This window comes from Rhodococcus sp. EPR-157, from assembly GCF_001647195.1.
GTDB lineage: Bacteria > Actinomycetota > Actinomycetes > Mycobacteriales > Mycobacteriaceae > Rhodococcoides.
Genome location: NZ_LVCV01000684.1, coordinates 1 through 11,390, shown reverse-complemented (window position 1 = coordinate 11,390; position 11,390 = coordinate 1). Strand labels below are relative to the sequence as shown.

Annotated in this window: 13 protein-coding genes; 6 read left to right on the top strand and 7 right to left on the bottom strand. The window is 64.0% G+C overall.

Annotation, left to right across the window (positions count from 1 at the left end):
- Positions 1-158 precede the first annotated feature (158 nt).
- The gene (locus A2J03_RS29360; protein ID WP_231912767.1) at positions 159-1,589 is read left to right on the top strand and encodes a PH domain-containing protein; all 1,431 of its coding nucleotides are present in this window, start codon (positions 159-161) and stop codon (positions 1,587-1,589) included.
- On the top strand, positions 1,577-2,314 hold the full coding sequence (locus A2J03_RS29355; protein ID WP_068381754.1) for a uracil-DNA glycosylase: 738 nt from the start codon (positions 1,577-1,579) through the stop codon (positions 2,312-2,314). The genes A2J03_RS29360 and A2J03_RS29355 overlap by 13 nt, the downstream gene beginning before the upstream one ends.
- Here the strand turns inward: A2J03_RS29355 and A2J03_RS29350 are convergent.
- From A2J03_RS29350 to typA, 5 genes are all read right to left on the bottom strand, one after another.
- A complete protein-coding gene (locus A2J03_RS29350; protein ID WP_068381751.1) occupies positions 2,223-2,672 on the bottom strand; it encodes a hypothetical protein in 450 nt (149 codons plus the stop codon). The two genes, A2J03_RS29355 and A2J03_RS29350, sit on opposite strands and share 92 nt — an antisense overlap.
- Positions 2,673-2,700: 28 nt before the next feature.
- Entirely contained in the window at positions 2,701-2,859 is a 159-nt protein-coding gene (locus tag A2J03_RS31375; RefSeq protein ID WP_197481029.1) for a hypothetical protein, read from the bottom strand.
- Positions 2,860-2,889: 30 nt separating this feature from the next.
- Positions 2,890-3,798, bottom strand: coding sequence for an N-acetyl-1-D-myo-inositol-2-amino-2-deoxy-alpha-D-glucopyranoside deacetylase (gene mshB / locus A2J03_RS29345; RefSeq protein ID WP_068381756.1), 909 nt, complete (start codon positions 3,796-3,798; stop codon positions 2,890-2,892).
- Positions 3,774-5,489 carry an ABC transporter family substrate-binding protein gene (locus A2J03_RS29340; RefSeq protein ID WP_442971425.1) on the bottom strand — a complete coding sequence of 572 codons (1,716 nt, stop codon included), beginning with the start codon at positions 5,487-5,489 and terminating at the stop codon, positions 3,774-3,776. The genes mshB and A2J03_RS29340 overlap by 25 nt, the downstream gene beginning before the upstream one ends.
- 90 nt (positions 5,490-5,579) lie before the next feature.
- A complete protein-coding gene (gene typA, locus A2J03_RS29335; protein WP_068381746.1) occupies positions 5,580-7,517 on the bottom strand; it encodes a translational GTPase TypA in 1,938 nt (645 codons plus the stop codon).
- 190 nt (positions 7,518-7,707) lie between these two features.
- On the opposite strand from typA, the gene A2J03_RS31370 reads away from it, so the two are divergent.
- Entirely contained in the window at positions 7,708-7,884 is a 177-nt protein-coding gene (locus A2J03_RS31370) for a hypothetical protein (RefSeq protein WP_197481028.1), read from the top strand.
- Here A2J03_RS31370 and A2J03_RS29330 read toward each other — a convergent pair.
- On the bottom strand, positions 7,862-8,296 hold the full coding sequence (locus A2J03_RS29330) for a (deoxy)nucleoside triphosphate pyrophosphohydrolase (protein WP_068381745.1): 435 nt from the start codon (positions 8,294-8,296) through the stop codon (positions 7,862-7,864). The two genes, A2J03_RS31370 and A2J03_RS29330, sit on opposite strands and share 23 nt — an antisense overlap.
- A 32-nt stretch (positions 8,297-8,328) precedes the next feature.
- Here A2J03_RS29330 and A2J03_RS30280 point away from each other — a divergent pair, with 32 nt between their 5' ends.
- On the top strand, positions 8,329-8,619 hold the full coding sequence (locus A2J03_RS30280; RefSeq protein ID WP_082898163.1) for a 4a-hydroxytetrahydrobiopterin dehydratase: 291 nt from the start codon (positions 8,329-8,331) through the stop codon (positions 8,617-8,619).
- Here the strand turns inward: A2J03_RS30280 and A2J03_RS29320 are convergent.
- A complete protein-coding gene (locus tag A2J03_RS29320; RefSeq protein WP_068381736.1) occupies positions 8,561-9,787 on the bottom strand; it encodes a mannosyltransferase in 1,227 nt (408 codons plus the stop codon). The two genes, A2J03_RS30280 and A2J03_RS29320, sit on opposite strands and share 59 nt — an antisense overlap.
- Before the next feature lie 288 nt (positions 9,788-10,075).
- On the opposite strand from A2J03_RS29320, the gene A2J03_RS29315 reads away from it, so the two are divergent.
- Both A2J03_RS29315 and A2J03_RS29310 read left to right on the top strand, forming a co-directional pair.
- Entirely contained in the window at positions 10,076-10,888 is an 813-nt protein-coding gene (locus A2J03_RS29315; RefSeq protein WP_068381734.1) for an Rv1157c family protein, read from the top strand.
- A 75-nt stretch (positions 10,889-10,963) separates the two neighbouring features.
- On the top strand, positions 10,964-11,390 hold a 427-nt coding region (locus A2J03_RS29310), incomplete at its 3' end, for an MFS transporter (RefSeq protein ID WP_156520652.1).

Genomic DNA, 11,390 nt, shown 5'->3' with positions numbered 1-11,390 from the left:
ACCGAGATCGCCGGTCGCACTCTGGGCGACGCCACATGAGCACCGAGCGAAGCGACCATGTCACCGAGCGAAGCGACCATGTCACCGAGCGAAGCGAGCCTGCCCCCGAGCTTCTCGCCGAGGAAGAGCAGCAGCCGTGGTTGCGGTTGGACAAGCGGATGCTCCTTGTCCATCCGGTCAACGAGGCAGTCAAGGTCCTTCCCGTGCTGCTGGTCTCGTTCATCCTCGGTAGTCAGAGCGGCAACCACCTGTGGGGTCTGATCATCGTGGCGGTGGTTGTCGTGTTCGCGATCCTCCGCTGGTTCACCACGAGTTATCGAATCGGACCGGTCCACGTACAGCTGAGAACCGGTGTCTTCCAGAAGAAGTTGCTATCGGTCCCGCGGAGCCGCATTCGTTCCGTCGACGTCGAGGCCGGCGTCCTGCATCGTGTACTCGGTCTGTCGATCCTGCGCATCGGCACCGGACAGCAAGCAGGCAAGGGCGAAAAATTCGAGCTCAACGCTCTGGATTCGAAAGCTGTACCTGCTCTCCGCGAGCAACTACTGGAGACGGTCACCCGATCCCCACGCCCCGTGGACGCACCACCTCCGGTCGAGACGGAGATCGCGCATTGGCGGACATCCTGGGTGCGCTTCGCGCCGTTCTCGTTCACCGGTGTCGTCACGATCGCCGCAGCGGTCGGGATTCTGTTTCAGTACGGATTCGGCGAACGCATCACCGAGTCCTCGGTCGTGGCCGACAGCATCGACTCCGCCGAACGGTTCGGAATCGCACTCGTGATCGTCGTCGGCCTGTTGATCCTGCTGATAGTTGCGAGCCTGTTCGCGTGCGCGCGCTACCTGATCGCGTACGGAAACCTCTCGGTCACCGACGACGGCACCCGGTTGCACGTTGCCCACGGGCTGCTCCGAACCCAATCGACGACACTCGACAGGAAGCGCCTTCGAGGCACCTCACTGTCGGAACCACTGCTGCTTCGTATCGCGAAAGGCGCCACACTCGATGCCATCATGACGGGCGTCAGCGCTGAGAAGAAGGAGTCATCCCTGCTGCTGCCTCAGGCGCCCGCGGCGGAGGCACGGCGCATGATGACCACAGTCCTCGGCGACGCAGGACTGCACGCCGACGCGCAGAAGCCGCTGCAATCACACGGCCCCGCCGCTCGACGCCGGCGATACACCCGGGCTGTAGGTCCGGTCGTCATGCTCGGGGCGGGCCTGGCAGTTGCCAGGGCCCTCGGCGCACCGATCCCGACGATTGCGTGGTTGGCTGCGGCGATCGTGCTCGTCGGCGCAGTATTCGTCGCCTGGGACCGATATCGCGGGCTCGGCCACGCCGTGCTTCCCGGGTGGTTGATCACTCAGCACGGCTCCCTGGATCGGACCCGACACAGCCTCGAAGCCGCGGGCATCATCGGATGGACTGTTCGCCAGACGTTCTTCCAGCGACGCGCAGGAGTCGCGACGATCATCGCGGCGACACCGGCAGGCGTCGGACACTATGAAGTCCTCGACGTTCCGGCCGATCAGGCATGGGCGCTCGTCGAAGCAGTCACCCCGGGAGCCGGCGACAAATGGGTGCGCTGACTCCCAAGACCATTGCCCAACTCGATCTTGCGGTGTCCCGGTGCCGCGCCTGCCGACGGCTCGTCAACTGGCGTGAAAAGGTCGCCACCGAGAAGAGGGCAGCGTTCCGTGACGAGACCTATTGGGGCAGAGCAGTCCCCGGATTCGGACCGGCCGACGCCAAGGTACTGATAGTCGGTCTCGCTCCCGCCGCCCACGGCGCGAACCGCACCGGACGAATGTTCACCGGGGACCGCAGCGGAGACGTGCTCTATGCCGCGCTCCACGCCGTCGGACTGGCGAATCAACCCACCTCGACGCACATCGACGACGGTCTGACGCTGCACGGTGTGCGAATCACCGCTCCGGTGCACTGCGCACCGCCGGACAACAAGCCCACCGTCACCGAACGTGATCGATGCCAGAAATGGCTCGACGTCGAACTGGGGCTACTGAAGCCGACGCTGAAGTCGATCGTCGTACTCGGCGGCTTCGGGTGGCAGTCACTGTTGCCGGTTCTCCGGAAGAACGGCTGGGACATACCGCGTCCCAACCCGAAATTCGGCCATGGCGTCGAGGTCGATATCGCGGAAACACCAGGTCATTCCGCAGTCCGGCTGTTCGGCAGCTACCACGTCAGCCAGCAGAACACCTTCACCGGACGCTTGACCCCGTCGATGATCGAGAATGTGCTCCGGGCTGCGGGTTCGCATGCGGGGCTGTCAGTGTCTTCAGCCGCCAGCTGAACAACAGGATCCCAGGCGGAATCAGACCGCCGAGCAGCAGAAATGCCGTGCGCCAATCCGCCAGCAACAGCACATCGCCGCCGGGGCCGCCGAACATACACACCAGGATCGCGGTGAACCACCCGATGAGCGGGGATGCGATCGCCAACGGTTTCTCGGCGACTTTGCGAGCCGCGAACAGCAGCGTCACATTCGCGATACCCGCCAGCAGTGCGCTGACCGGGAACGGTACCGGGCCGAGGTACGTGGGTAGGAAGAAGACCGACAGGATGCCGCACAGGAAACCGTCGAAGATCAGTACTGCAAGAGTTGCCCGCGAAACGAGGACGACAGCATTGGATGCGGCCTTCGAGATCATGCACCCAATACTGTCGTATGCAGCGAGTTCAGGAGACCGGCGGGTATCCCAAAGCGGTCAGCAAGTGGCTCAGGGCTGACGCAAGATCGGTCAAACCGTTCTGATAGAGCATCTCTTGGCGCGGAAAGTCCGGCTTCAGCGAGTTCACGAACGCGACGATGGCGTCCTGCACGATCCAGTTGTACATCTTGTGTGTCCCACCCCTGCTGTCAGCCGACTAGTGATCGAAGTCATATCCTAGTACGCCCGCGAACAAGTCGGTCTCCCTACCCGCTTCATCGACGTCGTCGCCGCGCGCACCACGCACCAGAACGTACTGTTCGACGTCGAGGATCGGTTGCGCGATGTTGTTCGACAGCGCATATTCGACGCCCGACGGCGCCACCGTCACTTGGGTCGCGTGCGCACGCAGAGCGTCGCGCTTGCGGTCGAACACACCTCGGATATCCACCGACGTGGTGACTACATCCTCCGGAACGCTGGGGAGCTCACCGTCCTCGGGCATCCGCCACCCCTCTGGCACCTCGGAGATCGCGGCGATGCCGTCGCGGAGTTGATGCGCGCCGGTCACCGTCCAGTAGAACTTCTGCGGAGTCCACGGTGACCCGGCCGCCCGATAACGATCCGAACCGGCGATGTCGAACGCCTCGGTCACAAGCGAGTGGACCTGCTGGTGGTCCGGGTGGCCGTACCCGCCTTCCGGGTCGTAGCCGACGACGACGTCGGGGCGCACGCTTCTGATGACCGCCAACATCGCCGTCAATGCTTCGTCGCGGTCGGCGTTGACGAACGCGCGCGGATTGGCCGCTGCGGAGGTTCCGGCCATTCCGGAATCCCGCCAACGCCCGGCTCCCCCGAGAAATCTGGGGGGCTGAGCGCCAAGAATGTCGAGCGCTCTGTGTAATTCGAGGATTCGGTAGCCGCCGAGCTGGTCCGCATCGTCGGCGACGAGGCGCGCCCACGTGTCCCCGATGACCTCACCCTCTTCGCCGAGCGAACAGGTCAGGACCGTGACTTCGACGCCCGCCTGCGCATAGCGCGCGATCGTTCCGCCGGTGGTGATGGTCTCGTCGTCCGGATGCGCATGAACGAGCAGCAATCTCACTTGATTTCGGTCCTCATCCACGTGGCGGCGTCACCGAAGATTCCGACCTCGATCGGGCCTGCCAACGACACACCCGACACTCCGCTGTTGACTGCAACGACGGACGAGTCTTGAACGATAGGCAGCACCGCAGCCAGCTTCCACAACTTGGGCTCCGCCTCGGATCGTAGTGCCGCTTCCGAAAGCTCGCCTCGCAGAGCACGCCCGACCGAATCTTCCAGTTCTGGCACGCACAGTCCGGACAAGTTGCTGGGCGGGGTCAAGGACGGATTCTCCTGCGAGACTTCGGTTTCGGGAACCTTCGACTGAGCTGCGGGACAACCGAACCGAGAGGCCATGACGGTCGCGGGATCGAGCCCGACACTCGACCAACCCACGATCGCGTCCACCTCCCCCTGACTCGATGCCGTGCCGTAGAGCTCCTCTGCGGGCAACGGGGTCACCCTCGCATCGATGCCGACTCCGGCGAGCTGGTCCGCTGCGGTGTTCGCAACTGCGAGCGCGATCGTATCGTTCTCCACCGCGCCGATGACGAATTCGACTGGCACAACGCCTTTTCCGCGACTACCGTCGGGCAGCGCGACATAGCCGGCACGCTCGAGCAATGCGACGGCGGCATCTCGCCCGATGGCTGCGGGGGCGGTCGGGGCGTACTCGGGATCGGAGGGACTCGTCAGCTGCGCGAGTGCCGGATGATCGGCCGAACTCGAACCTGCAGCGACCGTCGACAGCAACGACGAGTCCAGTAGACCCATGATCCCTTCTCGCACAGTTGGATCAGCGAGCAAGGGAACCCGACCGTTGAGGGTCAGGTCGAGGACGCGCGGCTGCAGACGTGAATCCGTTCGGACTCCGGGTATCGCTGCAAGCTGAGCGTTGGTCGCTGTACTCGACCGGACTTGCGCCACCTGCGCGTCGCCCGAGCGCAGGGAATCGGCAAGCTGAGCGGCCGTGCCACCACGTCGAAGAAGTATCTGGAAGGGCAAGGCCGGCTCACCCCAGAAGCGGTCGTTGCGCTCGAGCAGAATTTCGTCACGCCCTCGGTCGATCGACTTGACGGTGAACCGTCCGCCCGAGACCGGGACGTTGTCGGCCAAACCGGTCTCGAAGCCGCCGAGCGAGTCCTTGAGCAGGTGACTGGGGAGCAGATCGGCGAAGAGTCGCTGCCAATTGGGGTATGGCTGCTTCATGGTCACATTCACAGTCTTGCCACCGCCGGACGACGCGACGTTGTCGATGAGGGCGTACCCCGCCGGATCGACGACCCCGGGCTGCGAAATCATCTGCTGCCACAGGTAGCGGAAATCCTCGGCCGCGATGGGCGCGCTGTCGGACCACTGCGCTTCGTCGCGAAGCTGGTAAGTGATGGTGAACGGATTCTGGGAGGTCACCTCGGCGGAGACCAGAACCGTCGAGTCCGGCAGCCAGATCGTGTTGTCCGGATTTTCCGGGTCGACCACGGGGCGGAACGGGCTGGGTAGGACCAAAGCACTCACCGCGGAGTTCGCGGGCGACTGATCCGACAAGAGGTGCGGGTTGAAGCCGATGCCCACGTCGTCGATGGCGACTACGACCGGGTCGCCGGTCTCCGTGGGAGCCGGAACTGTGGTCGTCGTCGAGACGGGGGTGGGGTCACTCTCGACGGGAGGCGGCGGATTGGCCGTACACGCTGCGAGAACCAACGCAATAGCTCCGATACCAAGGGAGTGCACCCGCCGCAATAGCCGCTCCTTCGTCGTAGCCCGTGCGTGTGTAGCTACGTTTCGAACGCAACTACACACGCACGGGCGGGTTCCGCGAGTTTACAGAGCAGCCTTGTCACGCGACTTGCTGCGCGAACGCTCGCGAGCGCGCTCGTTGGAATCGAGGTGCACCTTGCGGACGCGGACGACCTCGGGGGTCACCTCGACGCACTCGTCGCCTGCACAGAATTCCATGGCCATTTCCAGGTCCAGCTTCTTCGGCTTGGCCAGGGTCTCCATGACGTCGGCCGAAGACTGACGCATGTTGGTCAGCTTCTTTTCACGGGTGACGTTGATGTCGAGATCTTCCTGACGCGGGTTGATTCCCACGACCATGCCCTCGTAGGTGTCCGCACCCGGCTCGACGAAGAACGTGCCGCGGTCGGCGAGCTGGATCATCGCGAACGGAGTCACGGTGCCCTGACGGTCCGAGACGAGCGAACCGGTGTGGCGTGCACGGATCTCGCCCGCCCACGGTGCGTAACCATGGAAGACAGCGTTGGCGATACCGGTGCCGCGCGTGTCGGTGAGGAAGTCGGTACGGAATCCGATGAGACCACGCGACGGAACGATGAATTCCATCCGAACCCACCCTGCGCCGTGGTTCGTCATCTGAACCATCTTGCCCTTGCGGGCAGCGAGAAGCTGCGTGACGCCACCGAGGAACTCCTCCGGGGTGTCGATCGTGAGCTCTTCGAAGGGCTCGTGCAGTTTGCCGTCGACCTGGCGGGTGACCACCTGCGGCTTACCGACGGTGAGCTCGAAGCCTTCACGACGCATCTGTTCGACGAGGATGGCGAGCGCGAGCTCGCCACGACCCTGGACCTCCCAGGCGTCGGGACGCCCGATGTCGAGCACCTTGAGCGAGACGTTACCGATGAGCTCCTGGTCCAGACGGCTCTTGACCATCCGCGAGGTGAGCTTGTGGCCGCTGACGCGTCCGACCAGCGGGCTGGTGTTGGTGCCGATGGTGACCGAGATGGCCGGCTGGTCGACGGTGATGCGGGGCAGCGCCACCGGGTTCTCGAGGTCGGCGAGCGTGTCACCGATCATGATGTCCGGGAAACCTGCAACTGCGACGATGTCACCTGCGACACCGCGCTCACCGGGGACGCGCTCGACGCCGACGGTGTTGAGCAGCTCGGTGATCTTGGCCTTCTGTACGACGGGCTCGCCGTCGACCTCACGCATCCAGCTCACGGTCTGGCCCTTGTTGAGCTCGCCGTTGTGGATGCGGACCAGGGCGAGACGGCCGAGGAAGGCCGACGCGTCGAGGTTGGTGACGTGGGCCTGCAGCGGTGCGTCCACGTTGCCCTTGGGCGCGGGGACGTAGTTCAGCAGGACCTCGAAGAGCTCGTCGAGGTTCTCGGCATCGGGAGCGTTGCCGTTCTCGGGCTGAACCTTCGATGCCTTGCCTTCGCGGCCGGAGGCGTAGAGGACGGGCAAGTCCAGAGCCAGCTCGGCAGCCTCGGAGGCTTCGTCGTCGAGGTCCGATGCCAGGTCGAGCAGCAGATCGTGGCTCTCGGACACGACCTCCTCGATACGCGCGTCGGGACGGTCGGTCTTGTTCACGACAAGGATCACCGGAAGCGAGGCGGCAAGCGCCTTACGCAACACGAAGCGGGTCTGCGGAAGCGGGCCCTCGGATGCATCGACGAGCAGGACGACGCCGTCGACCATGGACAGGCCGCGCTCGACCTCTCCGCCGAAGTCGGCGTGGCCGGGCGTGTCGATCACGTTGATGACGGTGATGGTGCCGTCGGCGTTGCGTTTGTGGACGGCCGTGTTCTTGGCCAGGATCGTGATGCCCTTTTCCTTCTCCAGGTCACCCGAGTCCATGACGCGGTCGATCGCTTCGGCGCGTTCCTCGAACGCGCCGGACTGCCGCAACATGGCGTCGACCAGCGTGGTCTTACCGTGGTCGACGTGTGCAACGATTGCTACGTTGCGGAACGTTGTGGTGGCATCGATGTTGTCTGCACTGCTTGGGGCGCTCACGCGAAAAATTCTCCTGGGTCGAATGCGGGCTCTTGTTCGCTAGCGGGCTTATGTCGCTAGAGAAGCGCGCTGCACCGCGAGATTCTCGCGACCGGCCGAGTTTACCCGCTGCCGCAGGGTGACCTGCACCACGCAGTACTCTTGGCCAGAAGTTCACCTTGAAATTGAAGAGAAATGCGGAGCGAGATCAATGGGCAAGGTCAAGGCCAAGGACGTCTCGGGCCTCAAACCCAAGAAGAAATGCTGCCGCAAGAAGACGCGCTGCCTCAAGTGTCCGGTCGTCATCATGCGGATGAAGAAGCTCGAGGACACGGGCGCATCGGGTAAGGATTTGAAGAAGGGCCTCAAGAAGGCTCGGGCTGCCTGAGCATCCCGCTCAGTTCCGGCACCCAGGTTCGATCGGCGTCGACCAGGTCGGCGGCGACGAGTCCGCGGGCATCGACCCACCGAAGATCCGAATGATCGAGCGGTTCAGGCGTTCCTGACACCAACTCGACTCGGTAGGCGCGGAGAACCAACCGTCCGGCAAGGTCCACGTCGCCGGACAATTGCTCCCCCACCACGGCCTCGACGCCGAGTTCTTCGCGCAGTTCACGCGCTAGAGCAGCTTCCGGCGACTCCCCCGGTTCGACCTTGCCGCCTGGCAGTTCCCACATCCCGGCCAGCTCAGGTGGGCGGGAGCGCTGGGCGAGCAGTAGTAGCCCGTCGGCGATCAGGGCGCCTGCGACGACCAGCACAGGATCGGAGCCTATGGAGCCTGCGGAGTGAGAATCAGGCACGGCGCTGCCCGTGGGGTGACACGATCGGTTGCATGACGAATCTACTGTCCAACGCCGAGATCGATGACGCTCTCACCGGGCTGCCGGAGTGGACTCTCGACCGAAGGTCGATCACCCGCACGGTCGAGTTGCCGACGTTTCCGGTTGCCATCGAGTTCGTTTCGCGCGTTGCCGCGGCTGCAGAGGCTGCCGACCACCATCCGGACATCGACATCAGGTGGCGCAAACTCCACTTCACGTTGTCGACTCACTCCGAGGGCGGTCTCACGCAGAAGGACGTGCGTTTGGCTCACGAGATCGATTCCCTTCTTCCCGACGACTGATCCTGCCCCTGCCGAGAAAGATGGTCCATCCGTAGACCAACAGGACGCCGAGCATGTCGACGGCTCCGAGCCAGGCCAGCACTCCCGGCCTCGATACGAGCCAGATCGACTCCTGGAAAAAGCTGAGTACCCAGGGAACGCCGACGACCGTGGTGACAAGCCAGTACCCGGCAACGAGCCGGGTGCCGAGCAGGTGTCGATCGGGTCCGTGTAGCAGCCACACGAGCAGTGGCAGCACCCACACCCAGTGGTGTGACCAGGAGATCGGCGATACCGACAACCCCAGCAGCTGGACGATGATCAGCGTTCCGAGTCGATCGTCGCGCCGCAGCGCCCGCCAGGCGAGGAACGCAAGAACAGCGACAACGAGCACTGCCACCATCCATGCAGCGCCGGTGTCCACGTCGCGCCCCACGATGCGGCTCATCGCGCCGCGCAGCGACTGGTTCCACACCGATCCCACCGGGCCGATTCGGTCCGCGTCGCCGAGCAGTGTCGTGAAGTAGGTCGACGCCTGGTTGCCCAGCACCAGGTAGCTGACAGCGACCGTGATCGCGAAGGCGACTGCGGAGAACGCGGCTGCCTTCCAGCGCTTGGTCGCGAGGAAGTAGAGGCCGGTGATGGCCGGTGTCAGTTTGATCCCGGCGATGAATCCGATCAGCCCGCCCGCCAGCCACCACCTGGAACTACGGATCGCGACGATGGCACCGAGTACAAGGAAGACGTTGACCTGCCCGTAGTCCAGTGTCGTACGCACCGGCTCGGTCCAGAGTGCCAACGCGGTCCACAGCATCGCGATTCGTGTCCACCGCGACGAACGGGCGACATCGTCGCCGACCACGAGCCCGATACTGAGCTTGATCAGCACGAACAGCGCGATCATCGTGGCGATTTGCCAGCACACGCCGACGAACGAGAACGGCAGATAGTGCAGCGGGAAGAACACGAGCGCCGCGAACGGTGGGTAGGTGAACGGAAGCGGAAAGTCCGGCGTCTCCTTCGAGTATGTGAAGTCGTAGAGATCGTCGCGGAGCAGAGCTGCCGAGCCGTCGACGTAGACGTGCAGGTCGACGAGGTTCATTCCATTGGGCGTCGCAAAGGCCCAGACGAACCGCGCGAGTACCGACAGGGCCAGCAGGAACGGGGCATATCGAACCAGGCGGTTCACGTTTGTCTGCTCCCGTGGTGAGTCGAAAGTGCGGATCGACAGCCGAGCCTATAGGCAAGCCCGAATCGGGCTGAACGAGCGGTTCACAGAATCAAAACCGGCCGCTGCTCAATAGTCACAAATAACATTTGCATCACCAACCACACTATTCACTTCAGTAACAGGCTATTGTCCGTTTGCAGCAAAGGGTGACATCGGCTGTACAACGTTGGGTCCGATACATAGAGTGACCCCTCGAGCCAGCAACCGATTGACGGCCCGCTTTTCGATCAGGATGGGGAATATCAAGTGCTTCGTACCGGGGTAACGCGCAGGACCGTCACCGTTGCAGCTGTGGCATTGGCTGCCGTGCTGACGGCGCCGGCTCTGGCGTCAGCAGAACCAGCACCACCGGCCGCGGAGCTCCCTCCGTTCTTCCTCCCTACCCCTGATCAGCCGCTCCCCGACTACGCGCAGATCGAAGCACTCGCCTCGTTCGCTCCCGCAATCCTCGGTGCGGCTGCCGGTCCGACGGACGTCGCCGCTGCTCCCCAGGCCGATCTCCTCGGCCAAGCACGCGCACTCCTGGAAAGCTCGGCATTGCCGGACTCGGTCAAGTCCACCCTCGAGAGGGTCATCACGTTCCTCGACGGATCCGGCGGCGGCGGCCCCGAGCTACCTCCCTCCGACGGACCGGTCATTGCACAGTTCCTGTACCCGACCATCGGTAAGGGCTGCATCTCGGACAGCGCGGATTCCGTGGGCACTGCCCTCGCCGTTCCCGGTCCTGCAACACTTCCCCCTCCCGGTCCGCCGGCAGGCCAGGCAGGCTTCGTGTTCACTGCGCTGGGCACCGCACCCATCGCGCAGACCCAAGAAGCGCCGCTGACCGTCACGTGGCTCAACCTCGACAACCGTCGCACCGGCACACAGGACCTGACGGGCGCGTCCAACATCAATCCTGACGGCCCGGCGACCCTGTCCGCCATCGCCGACACCGGTCCGGGCCGAGTACTCGCCGTCGTATCGGGCTCGATCACCACGCAGTCGAAGGAAGATCCCGCGGCTCCGTCCCGCACCTGTGGTTTCCTACCGACGATCGGGACCGTGTACGTCCCCTGAGCCAGCGACCCTCCACCCGTAGCCTCTGAGTCATAGCCTCTGACCCACACGGCTTGGAGGCAGTAGGGTCTGCTCGTGAGCAGACCACTCGCCTTCGTGGCGATCACCTACGCCTTTGCGGTAGCGATGATGGGCACGACGATGCCCACCCCGGTGTACTCGTTCTATCAGGCGGAGTTCGGCTTCTCGGTGCTCGTGGTGACGATCATCTTCGCCGCCTACGCGCTCGGTGTGCTGGCGGCACTTCTGGCATTCGGCCGCTGGTCGGATTCCCTTGGCAGACGGCCACTTCTGCTCGCAGGAGTGGCGCTAGGCATTGCGAGTGCGCTCGTGTTCGTCTTCGCCGGTTCACTCACCGCACTGCTGATCGGACGAGTCCTGTCCGGGTTGTCGGCGGGCATCTTCGTCGGCACCGCGACGGTCACGCTCGTCGAACTCGTTCCGGACAAGTGGCGCTCGAAAGCCCCCGCGATAGCAACCGCCGCCAACATCGGTGGTCTCG

What these genes read in the sequence shown, in the direction of transcription:
- A2J03_RS30280 (WP_082898163.1), top strand. Translation starts at nt 8,329, where the DNA reads ATGACGAATCTACTGTCCAACGCCGAGATCGATGACGCTCTCACCGGG.
- A2J03_RS29360 (WP_231912767.1), top strand. Translation starts at nt 159, where the DNA reads ATGCTCCTTGTCCATCCGGTCAACGAGGCAGTCAAGGTCCTTCCCGTG.
- A2J03_RS29355 (WP_068381754.1), top strand. Translation starts at nt 1,577, where the DNA reads ATGGGTGCGCTGACTCCCAAGACCATTGCCCAACTCGATCTTGCGGTG.
- A2J03_RS29350 (WP_068381751.1), bottom strand. Translation starts at nt 2,672, where the DNA reads ATGATCTCGAAGGCCGCATCCAATGCTGTCGTCCTCGTTTCGCGGGCA.
- A2J03_RS31370 (WP_197481028.1), top strand. Translation starts at nt 7,708, where the DNA reads ATGGGCAAGGTCAAGGCCAAGGACGTCTCGGGCCTCAAACCCAAGAAG.
- A2J03_RS31375 (WP_197481029.1), bottom strand. Translation starts at nt 2,859, where the DNA reads ATGTACAACTGGATCGTGCAGGACGCCATCGTCGCGTTCGTGAACTCG.